This window comes from Paenibacillus sp. FSL H8-0537 (assembly GCF_038051995.1).
Classification (GTDB): domain Bacteria; phylum Bacillota; class Bacilli; order Paenibacillales; family Paenibacillaceae; genus Pristimantibacillus.
On the sequence record NZ_CP150290.1, the window covers coordinates 6666403 to 6683610 of the forward strand.

General features: G+C 45.9%; 15 protein-coding genes. 4 read left to right on the plus strand and 11 right to left on the minus strand.

Features of this window, described 5'->3' with window-relative positions; all coding sequences use genetic code 11:
• Positions 1–2: 2 nt before the first annotated feature.
• The 3 genes from MHB80_RS28235 to MHB80_RS28245 are packed head-to-tail and all read right to left on the minus strand — an operon-like array spanning position 3 to position 2704.
• Positions 3–179: a hypothetical protein gene (locus MHB80_RS28235; RefSeq protein ID WP_341280034.1), complete on the minus strand. Its 177-nt coding sequence runs from the start codon at positions 177–179 to the stop codon at positions 3–5.
• A 12-nt stretch (positions 180–191) separates the two neighbouring features.
• Positions 192–899, minus strand: a complete 708-nt coding sequence (locus MHB80_RS28240) for an ABC transporter ATP-binding protein (protein ID WP_341280035.1) — start codon at positions 897–899, stop codon at positions 192–194.
• Between the two features lie 17 nt (positions 900–916).
• Complete coding sequence (locus MHB80_RS28245; RefSeq protein ID WP_341280036.1) at positions 917–2704, minus strand: hypothetical protein; 1788 nt, start codon at positions 2702–2704, stop codon at positions 917–919.
• An 814-nt stretch (positions 2705–3518) separates the two neighbouring features.
• Between MHB80_RS28245 and MHB80_RS28250 the strand changes: the two genes are divergently transcribed.
• Positions 3519–3836, plus strand: a complete 318-nt coding sequence (locus MHB80_RS28250; RefSeq protein WP_046234943.1) for a transposase — start codon at positions 3519–3521, stop codon at positions 3834–3836.
• An 11-nt stretch (positions 3837–3847) separates the two neighbouring features.
• Positions 3848–4708: an IS3 family transposase gene (locus tag MHB80_RS28255; protein WP_341283100.1), complete on the plus strand. Its 861-nt coding sequence runs from the start codon at positions 3848–3850 to the stop codon at positions 4706–4708.
• A 394-nt stretch (positions 4709–5102) separates the two neighbouring features.
• Here the strand turns inward: MHB80_RS28255 and MHB80_RS28260 are convergent, their stop codons facing one another.
• The 3 genes from MHB80_RS28260 to MHB80_RS28270 all read right to left on the minus strand — a co-directional run bounded on the left by MHB80_RS28260 (position 5103) and on the right by MHB80_RS28270 (position 10015).
• Complete coding sequence (locus MHB80_RS28260; RefSeq protein ID WP_341280037.1) at positions 5103–5996, minus strand: hypothetical protein; 894 nt, start codon at positions 5994–5996, stop codon at positions 5103–5105.
• 203 nt (positions 5997–6199) lie between these two features.
• On the minus strand, positions 6200–8221 hold the full coding sequence (locus MHB80_RS28265; protein WP_341280038.1) for an ABC transporter ATP-binding protein: 2022 nt from the start codon (positions 8219–8221) through the stop codon (positions 6200–6202).
• A 45-nt stretch (positions 8222–8266) separates the two neighbouring features.
• Entirely contained in the window at positions 8267–10015 is a 1749-nt protein-coding gene (locus MHB80_RS28270; RefSeq protein ID WP_341283101.1) for an ABC transporter transmembrane domain-containing protein, read from the minus strand.
• A 757-nt stretch (positions 10016–10772) separates the two neighbouring features.
• On the opposite strand from MHB80_RS28270, the gene MHB80_RS28275 reads away from it, so the two are divergent.
• Entirely contained in the window at positions 10773–11669 is an 897-nt protein-coding gene (locus MHB80_RS28275; protein WP_341280039.1) for a GGDEF domain-containing protein, read from the plus strand.
• 35 nt (positions 11670–11704) lie between these two features.
• On the opposite strand, the gene MHB80_RS28280 is transcribed toward MHB80_RS28275, so the two are convergent.
• From MHB80_RS28280 to yidC, 5 genes are all read right to left on the minus strand, one after another.
• The gene (locus MHB80_RS28280) at positions 11705–12925 is read right to left on the minus strand and encodes a Bcr/CflA family multidrug efflux MFS transporter (protein WP_341280040.1); all 1221 of its coding nucleotides are present in this window, start codon (positions 12923–12925) and stop codon (positions 11705–11707) included.
• 221 nt (positions 12926–13146) lie between these two features.
• Positions 13147–13377 (minus strand): cold-shock protein, encoded by a 231-nt coding sequence (locus MHB80_RS28285; protein WP_341283102.1) that lies wholly within the window; start codon positions 13375–13377, stop codon positions 13147–13149.
• Between the two features lie 444 nt (positions 13378–13821).
• Positions 13822–14154 carry a hypothetical protein gene (locus MHB80_RS28290; protein WP_341280041.1) on the minus strand — a complete coding sequence of 111 codons (333 nt, stop codon included), beginning with the start codon at positions 14152–14154 and terminating at the stop codon, positions 13822–13824.
• 33 nt (positions 14155–14187) lie between these two features.
• The gene (locus tag MHB80_RS28295) at positions 14188–14886 is read right to left on the minus strand and encodes a pirin family protein (protein WP_341280042.1); all 699 of its coding nucleotides are present in this window, start codon (positions 14884–14886) and stop codon (positions 14188–14190) included.
• 249 nt (positions 14887–15135) lie between these two features.
• Positions 15136–15996, minus strand: coding sequence for a membrane protein insertase YidC (gene yidC / locus MHB80_RS28300; protein WP_341280043.1), 861 nt, complete (start codon positions 15994–15996; stop codon positions 15136–15138).
• A 458-nt stretch (positions 15997–16454) separates the two neighbouring features.
• Between yidC and MHB80_RS28305 the strand changes: the two genes are divergently transcribed.
• Positions 16455–17201, plus strand: coding sequence for a hypothetical protein (locus tag MHB80_RS28305; protein WP_341280044.1), 747 nt, complete (start codon positions 16455–16457; stop codon positions 17199–17201).
• The last annotated feature ends 7 nt before the right edge of the window (positions 17202–17208 follow it).

Consider the following 17208-nt stretch of genomic DNA (forward strand, 5'->3'; position numbering starts at 1 on the left):
CCTTATTTGTCTTTAAATGTCCTTCCGGACAAACCCATCAATACTACGATACAAACAATCAAAAATAATGCATATAACCAATGGCCTTGATAAATTTGCAGCCCCAGAGGCGGTAATCCCAACAATAAGATCATGATATATATCAGTATTTTTGTATTTTTCGATTTAGCTTTACTCATATGAGTTCTCCTTTATGTTTTGATTTGAGACACATAATATTGTTCCAAAGAATCGCTTTGTTCCAACACCTCGGATAAGCTGCTTTTATCTAATAAACGCCCCTCTTTAATTAAGATTACTTCGTCACAAAATTTCTCAGCAATCTCAAGTTGATGCGTTGATAGCAAAACAGCTCCTCCTTTTGCAGCGTAATCAATAAATATTTCACGGGCCAATATTGAATTATGCGGATCTAACCCCGATATGTACTCATCCAATAATAATATTTTAGGTTGCTTCAATAATGCGACAAGTAACGCTAGCTTCTTCCTATTGCCAAGCGAATAGTGTTTGATTCTCTTTGCAATTTCTGCGGTAAACCGAAATCTCTCAATTTCCGCTGCTAGCTGACTATCTGTCATTTTCAACTCGAATAATTCCATTGAAAATTTAATATATTCCATCCCGCTCAATTCATCATACAATAACGGGTAATCCGCAATTATTGATACTTGACTCTTTGCTTTTTTCCAATTTTCATGTATAGAAATTCCATTAATTAAGATTTCTCCTGACGTTGGCTTCATTAGCCCCGCTGCCATATGCAAGGTTGTCGTCTTCCCAGCACCATTCGGCCCAAGAAACCCGATTATTTTCCCTTTAGGAACGGTTAAAGACAAATCAGACACGATCGTCTTCTCATTCATTACTTTATTAACATTAGACAATTGCAAGCTCATGATACTCACCTGTTTTTTTATAAATTAAAATCATCAATATAAAGCCGACGGTTGTGCTTTCTTTTGACATAAAACAAGCTTCCTATCAATACTGCTAGTATCGTGATTGGAGAAATTACAAACTGGATAATGAGAAAAGACGTTTTATCCATATAATCTGCAATATAAAATGCCAACGGCAGCAATAGGCAAGGAATAACAAAACTAAGCATGCACATTCTAACTATCGTGTTCACTGTTGTCCTGTCCGTATACTCATCTAGCTGTTCTTTATTAATGAAATTGTAATGCGGACTGATAAAGCTAGCTATTTGATGGACGACCGCGAAACATAAGTAATTAACGATATGAACAAAAATCATCATTAAATATCCTACATGACCTCCAAGGATAATAAACACAATCTCGCACAAAATAAATTGTGGCAAAGAAATAATTAAAAATAATTGGAGTTTCTGTATAAACAAGTTCCATATCGTTTGACCTGATGATAAGTATAACGAAAGTTTTTTTCCATCACTGTCCAAAGAAAAATGCCCCAAAAACGAATCGAACAATAGCGCAGATAGTTGGAATATGATTATATACGACACCATAGTTGTTACTAAATAATAGACTTTATCCGATTCCGTGTATCTGACTAAGGAGCTACATGCCCCAATTAACCCCCAAATTAACATTCCCCCAAACAAACCGGAAGCACGCTGCAGCGTATAGGAATCCCGACAAAAAACTTTAACTCGTGCAATGATGATTTGTTTATTCAACCGAACTAGTCCCTTTGCAACAACCAAAAACATTTTTTCCAGCCAAGTAGGTTTTTCAATTACTCTCGTAGAAATTTGCCTTTCAGCCATTCTAGCTAATAGAAATAAAACAAATATAGACGTTATAATCCATGCGCTCCAATATATCCAGCTGATTAATTCACTGCTAGCAACAGCTAATCGAGACATGAAATTGTGCGGCCAATATTTCCAAAGGAATACGTCGAAAATATAATTTAATCCTTGTTGTAAAATCCGTCTCCCTTCGAATAGCCATTCCTCATATGCTTTTTGATTTATTACTCTTCCTAAAATAGGAAAAGTATTTATCCAAGGTGATACTACCTTCCCAAAAAAATAACCCATTGTCAAAATGGCTATTTTTAATATTAATGATTGTATGATTAGGTAGTTAAAGTATCTTTCATTTCTAATTTTCCTGATAGTTAAGTAATTATGAATGATAGCTATTAGCTGTGTTTGGACAATATATGTAACTATAATGATTACAAATGTAACTAATCCTTGTAAAAATAAAGGCCTTGTCACAAGGATTATTGCGATTAAAAATGGGATCAGGCTTGTAAATAAGCGTTTAATATTCCAAACCATCTGTTCATAAAACAAAATGAATTTCTTATCTTGATTATTCCAGAAGACATTCTGAAAAAGATAATCATCACCGTTATTGAGTTCCCATTTCGAAGCCTGAATACCTGAGAAAATCGAAAAAATACAAAATTGAACGAAAAAGATTGTCCAAACAACGTTCGTTTTTTCTTGAACAGTTAATGCACTAATTCCATTAATGAGATTTTCAATTTCTTCATTGTTTAAAAAAGTAACTACTTCTTTTAAATTGTCGCTATGAAGAATAAAAATAAATATTACAGCAAGGTAAATAGTAAGATTAAAACAAATTTTGAATAATTCTAAAAATAGAATGAGTACAAATTTAATTGTTATTTTACTCCATTCGTTTCTCCAACGAATTTTCAGCCTCCACTTGAGCCATACCAACAATGAAATAGCAGCCATCTCCATATATTTTTTAGTTTTTTTCCATTAACTTCATAAATAAGATTATTACAAATTTAAGGAACTGTCAACCATTTTTCCAATTTTAATTCACTATTTTTAATGTCTAAATCCTATTACCCATATTATATATTACTATGTTTGAGTCAATATAAATTTTTAGCAAATGACTGTCGAAAAAAACAGAATAATGTCTAGTTATAACTGTTCATTATTACAACAAATGTCATATTTTCTTCGAAAAAGAATGATTCTAAGAGTATTTTTAACCAATCCATTTCATCCATTTAGCTCTTGGCTTGCTTTTACATACTTCAGCAATTAGTTGCGGTGCTTGAACAGGACGGACGGTGTGGAGCAAGTACAAACCTTTACCGATCCGGATGCTAAAGTAGGCCACAAAAACGCAGACTCCTTCTTTTTCGGAGACAAAACTCAATTGGCAATGAGCGAAGAACAAATACACCCTTTCAATTATTACATCATATTCCAATTATATCCTGACTTTTCGTCAAATAAAGACAAATTTCATCCTTTGACGAATCAAGGCTGGGGAGCCGCAACATGTGATTGTTGCTGACCCCCGCAGCCTGGGACGCTCATTCCTTTCTTGGAGGACTGAGCTTCCGCTATTTTGTTTTTTGATCCGATTTCAAGCTGTAAGCGGACAGGAGATTCGTTATTGCCCTTATCATCCCAGCAAAATGGTCATTTGCAGCGCGATAGCGGCTCCAGTGTAGCTAGAATAAAAAGTGGACACAGCATTAAGGAACGCCTAATAATAGACGTAACGAAAAAGAAGAGGTGTCCGCGAATGGGAGAACAACGGCAACGATACAACGAAGAATTCAAAAGACAGACGGTTAAGTACGTACAAGAAAAGACCAAGACCATATCCGACATTTGTGAGGAGCTTAATATTCCCAAAAGCACCCTGCATCAATGGATCGGTCAATTTCGAGCGTTCGATCAGGAGGAAGTCAACTATCCAGAAAAAATCCGTAAGCTCGAACAAACCCTCAAAGAAAGGGAAGCGGAAACCCGTCGTAAAGAGCGGGAAATGGCGGATCTGAAAGAAGAAATGGCGATTCTAAAAAAGGCGCTGCACATCTTCAGCAAAGAAAAGAACTAAGGTTCTCCTTCATCGAAGATCATCGCTCCGAATTTCGAGTGGAGAAGATGTGCCAGGTGCTTCACGTATCCAGGAGCGGCTATTATAAATGGCGCACCGCAGCGCCGTCCGGAAGGCAACAGCGAAAAGAAAAGCTCACCCAGCGAATCACGTGGCACTACGATGACTCGCTATTCCGTTATGGAAGCCCCCGTATCTACAACGAGCTTCTAAAAGAAGGCTGGGTCGTATCGGAGCGTACGGTCAGCTTCATTATGCGCGAAAAGGGGCTGCGTTCCTGCATGTCACGCAAGTTCCGCGTCACGACAACCGATTCGAATCACGAGTGGCCGATCGCACCAAACGAGCTGCAGCAAGACTTTTCGGCAACTAGGCCCAACGAGAAGTGGGTGGCGGACATCACCTACATTCCCTGTCGCCAAGGGAAGCTCTATTTGGCGAGCATCTTGGATCTCTACACGAAGCAAATCGTAGGCTGGCAATTAAGTGACCACATGACAACGGATCTGGTACTAGATGCCCTGAGGCAAGCTTACACAGCGAAAAAGCCAGAAAAAGGACTCATCCACCACTCCGATCGTGGATCGCAGTATGCGTCAAAAGCCTACCGTGAGCAACTCAGCACCTACCAGATGAAGGCCAGTATGAGCCGGCGAGGAAACTGCTACGATAACGCTTGTATTGAAGCCTTTCACAGTATTTTAAAACGTGAATTAATTTACTGTAATCCCAAATTTAAAACCAAGCAAGAAGCCTATGAGCAGTTGTATCGGTATTTGGAATTCTTTTATAACCGAAAACGTTCAAACAGCACGCTTGGCTATATGTCACCCTTACGTTTCGAGCAGCTTTATTACGAAAAAATAGCATAATAGGCGTGTCCACTCTATTGACAGAAGAACACTGAGTCCGCAGCCTGTGCCTTAACCCGTGATCCGGTTGAAATAGCGGCTGCTGTGTCCACCAAGTCTATCTTTGTGCTGGGAGTAGATCCTTGAAACAAAGAGCATGAAGTAGCTTTTCGGTGCGTAGGATTACATTCAGAAGGTGTGACATTCCCAGTAGGAGAAGCGACACGTTTGTCGCTGGCATCTATCATGATCTGATTTACTTACGTTTGCATACACGTCCCAGAATACTTACTCAAAAAATTTCCATCCCTCATTACAAATAGGCTGCGTAAAGGTCCTGTTATGAACCTTCACGCAGCCTAGTATTCAACTCTCAAGTTTTGCCCTACACTGTATGTCTCATTAAGCCGTCAGCTTAAGCCGTTTGATCAGCAGCTGCGGCTGTATCCGTAGATTCGGCTGCCGCATTATGCTTCCCGTGCTTGCCTTGGCGTCCCTTTCCATCGCCTTCCGGCTTCTTGAGCTCGCCATTAACGAACTGGGTAACACGCTCCGTGAGGGCAGCGAGTTTCGCATCATATTGCTCCTGTGTCAGCTTGCCATCCGCGAGTGCTTGATCGAGACGCGTCTTTTCCTCCGCTACTTTTTGGTCAATCACCTTCTGCACGTCTACGCCTTTTTCAGTCGCGATAGTCGCCAGCGTTTTGCCAGCCTTCAGCTCTGCTTTTAGCTCATCGACTGTCATACTAAGAACGACCGCTGTTTCCTCGCTGGCGAAGCCACCCTTACCGAATCCGCCTTTGCCGCCGCCATGTTGGCCACGTTGGCCGCCTTCACCGCCAAGGCCAGCTGGGCCATTAGAATCCAATATTTTATCAGCTATTGCCGAGCTATCCCATTGCTTGTCTGCTTTTGTCGCACCCAGCGTCTTGTCTGAATTTTCACTTTGAAGCTTCTCTTGGCGAGCAGCAGCAGTTGCATCAATCCATTCCACCAGCTTGGCCTTCAGCGTCTCGCGGTCTACGCCCTGAGCGGAAGCGACCTCGGCAAGCGTTTGCGTTTGGAGCTGCGTACCCAGCGTCGCTTCATCAAGCTTCAAATATTCAGCAAGCTGCGTTTTCCACTGTCCAAAACCGAAAAATCCGCCCTTGTGCTTGCCTGCTTCACGCATTTTTCCGCTTCCATCCGCACTGCTTTGCGTGCTTGTATCCGTCGAAGCTGCATAGATAGCCGGTATGGCCAGCGCACCTCCTCCTAGTACCAGCGATAATGCAATGGCGCTTGCAACGATCGTTTTCGTACCCTTCATGACTGTATTCCACCTTTCAGTTGAATTTGCCTTACATTTCCTATCATAGGCATCCATTCTTAGCTCAGTTATAAACCCAGCTGAATATTACCTGAAAATCGTGAGGATTTATTCAGAAAAAAACAATAAAAAGACGGAGCCTCATCAGCTCCGCCCTGTATCCTATACGATCATGCTCGTTTTCGAAAATAAAGCTTTCAGCCCTAAGCCGTTACAGGCGCTCCCAGCTGCAATTGATACATCGCGAAGTATTTTCCGCTATGCTCCATCAGCTGATCATGGCTGCCCCGCTCAACGATCTCGCCATGATCCAGCACCAAAATTTGATCGGCCTGGCGAATCGTCGACAGGCGATGGGCAATAACAAACGTCGTGCGCCCTTTTTTGAGCACATCAAGCGCCTCCTGAATAATCGCCTCTGTCTCGGTATCGATGCTCGCAGTCGCTTCATCCAAAATCAGAATCGCCGGGTCATACGCGAGCGCCCGGGCAAAAGAAATCAGCTGGCGCTGGCCCGCGGACAGCGTGCTGCCCTTCTCGATAACCGGCGCATCGATGCCGCCGGGAAACTGCATAAACATCTCGTACGCCCCAACATCGCGCAGCGCCTGCTCTACCCGCTCCCGGCTAATTTCCGGGTTGCCTAGACTGACGTTCGACGCGATCGTTCCCGTGAATAGGAACGGGTCCTGCAGCACGATGCCCATATGCTGGCGCAGCTGCTGCTTCGGAATATCCAGCACATCGCGCCCATCAATCAGGATGCTGCCTTGCTTTAAGTCATAGAACCGGAACAGCAGGTTGAGAATGGAGCTTTTGCCGGAGCCGGTGTGTCCTACAAGCGCTACCGTCTCGCCCTGGCGAGCGACGAAGGAAATGTTCTTGAGTACATAATCTTCTTTTTTATAAGCGAAGGTGACGTCCTTGAACTGCACTTCGCCCTTGTAACGCTCGATTTTACCGCTTTCAACGTCAATGCCTTCTTCATCCATCAGCTTGAATACACGTTCCGCTGAAACGCGTGCCGTCTCCAGATTGGAGAGCTGGTTCACCACGCCGACAATCGGCTGGAACATCCGGTTCATGAGATCAATAAAAGCATACAGCGTACCGACGAGCAGAATCGTACCGAACCAATTGCCCCAGAACATCCAAATGACAACCAAAAACATAATGTTGCGGATGACCTGAACCATATTATGCGAGGTGATGGAATTTAAATGAAGCAGCTTGTTTTGATATTTAAAATAATGATTATTCAGCTCATCAAATTCCTCCATCGTCTCTTTCTGGCGGCGGAAAGCCTGAATAATCGGCATCCCTTGAATAGCCTCATTGATCATGCCGTTAATTTCGCTGAGCTTAGCTCGAATAACCTTATTGTAGTGCGCCGCAAAGCGGCGATATACCTTGATCCATACGAGCAGCAGCGGCACCAGCGGCAGTGCGAACAACGCCAGACGCCAGTCAAGAAAGAACAATGCTACATAGATCGCCGACATATAAATGATGGCTGAGAAAAAGTTCGCCAATACCGAAACATACAGCTCCCGCACCGCCTCGGTGTCATTCGTAATGCGTGATACGACTTGGCCTGCGGCCAGTGTATCGTAATAATTGACGGGCAGCCGCTGCGTATGCTCGAATACATCATTACGCATGCGGCGGACGATGCTGTTCGCTGACGTCTGCAGCAGCAGCCTTTGGCCATATGTCAAAAATCCGCCTATGAGCAGCAGCACGCAATAAAGCGCCGCAAGCTTAATAATGCCAGGTGTTTCCGGCTTGTAGAAGGCGAACAGCTCTTTTGCGGACAAGGCGGTTACAGGGAAAGTAACCATCTCTCCTGTCGCTTTGCTCGTAAGGGTCATCTGCTGCCCCTCTACCTTGCGTTTTCCATCCTCGAAGGGCAGCTTCCCTTCAAGCCAATAAAACGTTCTTCCCGACTGCAATATCCGCACACTCTCACCCTGCGGCTCTCCAGCCGACAGGTGATCCACGCGTTTGTACCATTTTCCATTATGCTCAACCGCGAAGCTGTCTTGCTTCGCCGTCTCATACCATGTCTTCTCAATGCCAAGTATGTTTTGGTCGATCATGCGCTTGGCAATGAACGGTCCCGCGAGCTCTGCGGTTACCGCTAACAGCAGCAGCACAAGAGCTCCAATAATCGGCTTCTTATATAGCATGGCGTATTGAAACAATCGTTTACCTGTTAAGCCCATTGTCCCTAGCGCCCCCCATTTCCTTTGCTTTTCTTACGTTGTATATTAGGACTCAACAATCGACTCCAGCTGCTGGCGATCATATTGCTCCTTGTACCAGCCGCCCGCTTGCAGCAGCTCCTCATGAGTGCCTTCCTGCACAATGCGGCCCTCATCGAGCACAATAATCCAATTCGCATGCTGAATCGCGGACAGGCGGTGCGTCGTAATAAGCGTCGTTTTGCCGGCACGCTCTGTGCGGATACCCTCGATAATTTCCGCCTCCGTCTTGCCGTCTACGGCAGACAGCGCATCATCCAGCATTAAGATTTCCGGATCGGCGATGAGCGCACGCGCAATACTCACACGCTGCTTCTGCCCACCTGAAAGGGCAACCCCCTTCTCACCGACCATCGTTTCCAAGCCTTCAGGCAAAAACTGAATATCCTTGGCAAAGGAAGCCCGTTCAAGCGCACGCTGCAAATCCGCTTCGCTCGCCTCGCCCTTCTTCCCAAACCATATATTGTGGCGAATTGAACGGGAGAACAGCACGGGCTGCTGCGGTACATAGCCGATCCAGCCGAGCAAGCGCTGAATTTCGAGCTTCTCAATGGGCACATCCGAGACGGAAATATTTCCGTGTCCAATTGGATATTCGCGGAGCAGCTGCTTGAGCAATGTCGTTTTGCCGCTTCCTGTGCGGCCAACAATACCTAACGTCTGGCCTTTGCGAATCGAAAAGGAGACATTAACCAAATTATCGACCTTCGACGAAGGATAACGGAAGGTCACCTTACGGAATGAAATCGTCTCTGGCTCTTCCACTGCAACTACTTCTGAAGCATCCTTTACATCTGGCTTGTAGTTTAGTGATTCGTTAACCCGATCAAGCGAAGCATTGCCCCGCTGCATAACGTTAATCAATTCTCCGATCGCCAGCATCGGCCAGATCAGCATCCCCAAGTAAATATTGAACGAAACCAGCTCGCCCAGTGTAATTTCACTTTTGAACACCATGTAGCCGCCATAACATAAGCCGATCAAATAGCTGAGGCCGATAAGAATTTTCATCGTCGGCTCGAACAGCGCATCGATGCGGGCAACCGCAATATTTTTCTCATAAACTTCGTCCGTCTTGCGGCTGAACTGCTGCTGGCTCGCTTCCTCCTGCACGAAGGCACGAATAACGCGCACGCCAGACACCGCCTCCAGCACCTGGTCATTCAGCTCGCCGAAGGAATCCTGCGCCTCCATGAAGCGGCTGTGAATTTTGCCGCCAAAATAGCTCATCGCCAGCGCCATAAGCGGCAGTGGCAGCAGTGCAGCAAGCGTCAGCTTGAAGCTGATTGTCGCAATCATCACCGCGAGAATGGTGAACATAAAGAAGGTCGAGTCAATGAGCGTCAATATGCCGAAGCCTGCTGTGTTAGAGACAGCCTTCAAGTCATTCGTTGCCCGAGCCATCAAATCGCCAGTACGATTGCGCTCAAAAAAGGTCGGCGACATTTTCATAAAATGCTTCATCAGTTGGGAACGCATTATGCGCTCCAAAAGGAAGGACCCGCCGAATAATTGATAAAACCAAATATAGGACATGATATAACCTACAATTGTAATGGCAATCCAGCCGCCAATGATGAAATAAAACTCTTTGTCAGCAAGTGATCCCTGCGAAATGCCATCAATGGCATAGCCCGTCATCCAAGGCGGAATAATATCCAATACGCCAACCAAAATGAGCAGCACGCCCGCTATCGCGTAGCGCTTCCAATCCATTTTGAAAAACCATCCAAGCTTCTTAAGTACGATAAACATAGCGCTGCTTTGATACCTCCCCATATCCATCCAAACGTTTATTTTTCCCACAAAAAAAGGAAACGCATCGGTTACACGATACGCTTCCTTCACATGCATCATCGACCTATAGCGGGTCGAAGGCATTGAAAAAGGCGCACGGCTGCATCGAACGCAACCATACGCCTTTGATTTATGGGAAAGCTCCCTTATTCATCAAAGAGAATTAACGCACGGATGGATTACGCTCATTAAATTGTTATTTACAAAATCAAATTCTGTTGTGAGATGTGCAGTAAATTTACGCATGAGACATAATCCTCCTTTCAAGTTGTTTAATCTTCTGCCACTTTAACACCGCATGTAAATACTGTCAATACCTTATTTCGAAAACAGTTGTGCCCATTTTACAGGTTGACAAGGTTCCTTTTACCTTAATAAGCATTTTTCTACAGCAATCCTCTAAGTTTCACATGAATAAGTGTCGAATTTGCAGGATAGCAGGAATGGTCTGTCGAAGCTATTCAGCTAGCCATCTAACGAAAGGCACCATTTTGGAAAAGAGGCAGATATGTTCAGTCTATCTTCATTACCCCGCCATGATTCATCAAGCTGGTATCGCATTATGCTCAATGTGTATTGGGTATTATGTATACTAGCACTTACCTGTGAATACACGATATTTGCTCTCCAAAATACTTCACCGGATGAAACCCTTTTCTCAAACCGACTATTTTCATATGACATCCTGGTACAAAACATCCTTTTGCTGGTCGTTATGGTGTCCCTTGAAGTCATTATCCGCTATGCAAGCCGCTTTATTGAGAAAGCACTCATTATCGGCGCTCATCTCATTACGATGAGCTTCTTATTTTTTTTAAACGCCCAGCTTTTAACAGCACCCGCCCTGCTGTTGCTTCCGATGCTGATAACGGTGTTATTTTTGCGGCCTTATTATTTATTTGTTTCTTTGCTCGTCTCGATGATTTACCTGTTTTATCTTTATTTTTCTTATTATTATGATGAAGGATTTACTGATCTCGACGCCTTCTTCTTCGCGGGTATTCTAATTGCCACAGCACTAGTAGGATTCGCAATTATTCAACGGACGAGAGGCTTGCTTGTCACGCTCAACCGTACGCTTAAATCCGAGCAAGAGCTGCTGATCAAAAATATCGTGATGGATCGAATGTCGAAAATCGACCCTCTTACCGATCTGTATAACCATAAAACATTTCATGAATATGTGGAAAAGCTCATTGAATACCAAGACGCTAACCCGTTCAACTTCCAGCTCGCGATTATAGATATCGACAACTTCAAGCATGTCAATGATACTTATGGGCATTGGGTTGGCGATATTACGCTTAGACAGATGGCCGCGACGCTGCTGAAGCACTTGAAAACCGATGATTTTGCCGCCCGTTATGGCGGGGAAGAATTTATACTCATTCTCCATGAAGAAAGCCTGGAGAAGGCGCTTGCGCTCGTTGAGGAAATTCGCGTGTCCATCTCCCAGACCAAAATCGCCGAAATGGACAATCAATCCGTCACTGTCAGCATTGGCCTGCACGAGCATCTCCCTGGCGAATCCAAAGAGGCGAGCTTCCAGGAAGCCGATCAAGCCCTCTACGATTCGAAAAATAGCGGCAAAAATAAAACGACTATCCGATAACCTGCTCGGATAGTCGTTCTTGTGCCGACCGACGTCTAATGTACGCTCCCTCTACGCGCCATAAACACATAGAACAGCACAGCAATGATGCTTGATGCTGCAATAACGATGCCCATCGGCAGCGCCGTGTGGCTGCCGCCCAGACCTACCATCGGCGCAGCAATGGCGCCAATGACGAAGGATAGCAAGCCGATCAGCGCCGAGGCGCTTCCGGCTGCTTTACCTTGACTTTGCATCGCCAGCGTAAAGCTCGCCGTCTGGATGACGCCGACGCTGGATACGACGAAGAATAGCGGAATAAGAACGGCAATCAGCCCAAGATCAGCTAATATGACAAGCAGCAGCGCGACACCGCCAATGGATGCCATGCTGAGCCCAACGATGAGCAGCTTCGTCTCGCTCACCTTGCCAGCGAGCCTGCCAGCCGTTTGGCTGGCAATAATGATGCCAACACCATTAATAGCAAAGCATACACTGAACATCTGCGGCGAGACGCCAAAAATCTCCTGCAGTACAAACGGAGAGCCCGATATGTAAGCAAACATCGCCGCGGTTACAAAGCCTTGGGAAAGCGCATAGCCCATAAATACGCGGTCCCGGATTAGTGTACCGAAGGTGCGCAGCGTGCTTTGCAGTCCACCCTTTAATCGATTTTGCTCCTGCAGCGTCTCCCTAAGCCCGAGCCACGACGCAAACAGCATTACAACCCCAATGGCGCCAAGCACAAGGAAAACGCCGCGCCATGATGTCCATTGCAGCACTTGTCCGCCCGCAATCGGTGCTGCAATTGGCGCTACCCCGTTCACCAGCATAAGCAAGGCGAAAAACTTCGTCATTTCGGGCCCGTCATACATATCCCGGACAATCGCTCTGGACAGCACAATGCCGGCTGCCCCGCCCAAGCCTTGCACGAGCCGCAGCAGTACGAACGTCTCAATCGAAGGCGCGACGATACATAGCACCGAGGCTATAACGTATACGATGAGTCCAATCATAAGCGGTTTTTTTCTGCCATAAATATCGCTTAAAGGTCCAATGATGAGTTGACCCACTGCAATACCAAGCAAGCAGGCTGTCAGACTCAGCTGCGCCATAGAGGCGCTAGCACCAAAATAATTCGCCAGCTCCGGCAATGCCGGCAAATACATATCAATGGACAATGGAGCGAAGGCAGCTAAAGCGCCAAGCAGCAGCGCCATCCTTATGCGTGCAGAGGAAGTCGGCTGCTGCTTCGAAATCAACACCTGTTGTTTCATCAAATTGTCTCTCCATTTCTATCTTCCATTTACGTGCTTATACTCTGTAACAATTATAATTACAACATGCGCTAGGTGTCAATGCTTGGGCATTAGGGTATTAGTAGAGCATTAGTGGGAATCAGTGGACTTTGCCTGGCCGATTTGCTCAAAGAAAGGGCGCCCAATTGGACGCCCTTTGCTTGAATCCGCCATATATTCGGCTAATTCGATTATTTGGTTTATTCCGCTACTGGAATGCTGTTTTTCGCCCGATTTATATCATTGGAGTTGACGAGTTGTGGCAGCATCTTCTCCGATTCTTCCATAGGAGAATTGCATTGCAGGCAAGTGGGCGACTGCTCGAACGAAAAGTTTGCACGCATCCAGCCATTGCAAACATCACTCGTGCAAGCCCATATTTTCGTGCTGACCTCAGGGACTTCCTCTTGAAACTTTTTCCGACTATAGATCGTCAACGCCTCCTTTAATTGGACATGCTATTGCCATGATAAACCTGTTCCTGCTTCTAGCGTTTGATAAATTACGAAATTCCATACATAGGAATTGAACGCAAATGATTACCAGCCGCCTCGAGCCCAAGCATTGAATCGTTGTACATCTGATCGGTACGCCTGAATAAGATAAAACCAAGGCACCCTGTCCTTCATTCGCATAAAGGATGTATATGCAGCAGCGGGCGATTTTATTAAAATATAAGAAAGTATAAGTTTTCTCTTTATACTTAGCTTATATTTCACCGCGAAACGTTAACATTACCGCCAGAGGACGGCGACAGCCGTTTCACCTTGAATTCTAAGCATTTATAAGTTTTATCCTTATCCACTTAGAATTCTCCGACAAAGCTCTTCGCTCGTTCCAGAAGGACGACGAAGTCGTTTTTGCTTGGCCCCGCTTTACAGCTTGTAGCCGTAGTTATGTGGAATATATTCAATCATCGCTTTCGCCTTGAACGCAAGCTTGCGTTCTACAGCTTGAAAGCTGACGGATTGTTCCTGTACGTAGAACCAAATTTTGACCGTTGGCTTATCCTCATGCTCTTGGAAAAGAAAGACGTTCAGCTCTTCCTTCCACGCAAGCAGGTTGCCCAAATCAAGCTCCGGCGGCGTCGTGACCGTGAACGCCCATAAATCAGCAGCCTGCTCAATGTGATAATGAACGTCATACTTGCTGGAATCTACAAAGGTTCTTCCTCCAACCGCATGCTTGATTAGTAACGTTTCCTTCATCGCTTTCTCCCCCTCGCGCAGAAAATTCCGTCCTTAAGGCATATCAATGAGCATGACGAATGTATCTTCCTTCGCCTTGATCAGAATTTCCGGTTCAAACTCCGCACGAAGGCTGTCCTTCGCCATCATATGAATGTTGTTGACGTCGGCAGCGCCCTCGATCAGCATCAAAAACACACGTCGGCCTGCCTTTTGACTGTAATAAAGACGTTTTCCTGCCTCAACACGGCCCAAATGAATCGACATGTCCTGATGAATCATCGCTGTGCCGTTCGTCCCTTCCGGTGTGACAATAGGCAGAAAAGCATTGACCAGCTTCTCCTGATCGTACCGATGCACCTCATAGGAAGGCGTCAGCCCGCGCTCGCGAGGCATAAACCATAGCTGCAGAAAATGTCCCTCTTCGGTTTCTGAATCATTGTATTCTGCATGGACAATGCCGGAGCCCGCTGTCATCCTCTGGATCTCCCCAGCAGAGGTAACCTCCATATTGCCCAAATTATCCTCATGCTTAAGGCGGCCTTTCAACACAATGGTCACAATCTCCATGTCGCTATGAGGATGCGCTCCGAAGCCACGGCCCGGCGCAATCTCATCTTCGTTGCATACACGCATGACGCCGAACTGAGCGTTATCCGGATCATAATAATCACCGAATGAGAAGCTGCGTGAGCCCCTCAACCATCCAATATCAAAAAAGTTCCGCTCGTTCGCAGGATAACGCTTAATCATCGTGCAAGGCCTCCTTTTTACACTTAACTGTCCGCATGTCAAACCATACCTTACACTTATTGTATCATACTTCGTTCAAAACTGTCCCATGCAGCTCCTCAACTTCTCTGTACGCGGCTTTTCATTCCGCTTGGAGGCTTCAACCGGATCGAATTCTAAAATTCTCTACAGCGTTGTCCTTTGCTCTGAAAATAAAAAAAAACGCCCCGAGGGTTGTGAGGCCTCCGGAACGTCTATTGTATATGGAGCTTAAGTTTTTGCAGGCAGCTTTTTACCTTTTGCTTTCTTCTGCGTTGGCGCTACAGCCTCTACTACTGGCATAACTGGCGTTATAGGCATCGGGTACAGCCGCTTCGAAAGCATGGTTTGTAAAATCATGAACACTCCGCCAACGACCCAATAAAGCGGTACAGCAGCAGGTGCGGTAAATGAGAAAATACCCATCATGATCGGTGAAAGGTAACCGAACAGCGCCATCTGTTTTTGCTGGGCAGCGTCCATGCCGATTTGAGATACGCGGAACTGCACATAATAGATAGCAGCAGCGAGAAACGGCAGGATGTGATCCGGCGCACCGAGCTGGAACCAGAGAAAGGAATGCTCCGCCAGCTCCGGCGTCATTTTGATTGCATAATACAGTCCTGACAAAATCGGCAGTTGGATGAGCATCGGAAGGCAGCCAATGGCAAGCGGATTAAACTTGTGCTCGCCGTACAGCGCCATCGTTTCCTTTTGCATATTCGCCTGCGCTTCAGGCGATTTGTCGTTTTTGTATTTTTCTTTGATTTGATTAAGCTGCGGCTGCATGACGCTCATCTTCTGCTTCATTACCTGCTGGCTCTTGGATTGGCGAAGCATAAGCGGAAGCAGGGCCAGACGAATGAGCAAGGTAATCGCAATAATCGCCATGCCAAAACTGTCGTTAAAAAACTGCGCAATGTGTTGAATTAAATAAGAGATGGGGAATACGACGTAATGGTTGAAAAATCCTGGTGTCGCTGAGTCAATCGTTCCATTCGCCGCACCACAGCCGCTAATGATGAGCAGCAGCCCGATAATAAGGATAAAGCGGTATTTTTTAAGCAATTCCATTGTATATTTAGATAACATATATATCCTCCTCGTTTGTTTGGATGTTGCTTCACAAACGAGGAGCTGCAATCTGTGGGATCACCATCAGGCGCTTCTTTTCTTTTTACTTTTCGTACAAGCCAGAGGGCAACGGTATGAGCCCGCTGAACCGTTGGCAAAATACGTGCAGGTGCTGGCGTATGAACCTTGCCTTGCGACCAGCGGGACGGCTCGCTTGCAGCATGAAAAGTGAAATACGCTGCATAAGCGAACGTGCAGATAATGCTTACAGAGAAAAAATACGGTATAATATCATGCAGCTCGAGCAGCTTCTTCACCTCCAGACTCAAATCGGTTACTCTTGTAGTATAAAGCAACCATTCCTGACATTCCCTCGTCTAAAGTCTAGGTACTACCTGCACCAGAGACTGTTATAGCGAGGAGCTCGCAGGCGATAAAATAGATCTAGTCATTATTATACTGGGAGGTAAGCTATTTTGTATATCACCTTGGTTCATCTTACGCTTGGTTGTTTATTCCTAGCGCTGCTGTTGTCTTGGATTGCCGGTAATAAGGCCTCCTCCCTGCTCTACAGCAAATCCGAGCAGCAGCTGCACCAGCGTGCCAAAGACTTGATCATTTGGACAATTCTACTGTCCATCCCAGCAGCAGCGGCATTGGGCGGAGTCGTCACCATGGCCGTCAAGCTCCCACCGGATTACGATTTGGGCATGCTCATCTGTGTACCGATCCTGACACTGTCGCTTGCGCTGCTGTGGGCTAGAAGCATTCCCAAGCTGCTCAGAATGCGCAAAAATACAGGGCGGAAGTCCAGCGATCCATTGCCTGTACGCATGCTATATCGCGCTTCAGAGCCCGCGTTCATCTTGCCTTACCAGCTGCTGTCGCTCTGTACGCTAACGATCTTTTACCTGACCTTATGCGTCGCTGTATCGCTGCATTCGATGCCACTTGCTCTCCCGCTTTCGATGCTCGGCTTCGCTGCTGCCGTTCTCTGGATGATTCACGGCGAGCGCAGCAGCAGGGTGACCTTGCCGAAAGCGAAGCTCCAGCGCCGTCCAAGCGAGCGCATGGTACGCAGGCTGGCTGTAGCCATTGCTATTGTGCTGCTTGCAGGAACTCCTTATTACAATGCTTTTGACAAAATCGATTTACCGGAAGCGCTCACCATGACCAACAGCGCCGACAACCTGCACTCATTCGGTTTTTACATTGAACAATAACAGAGCA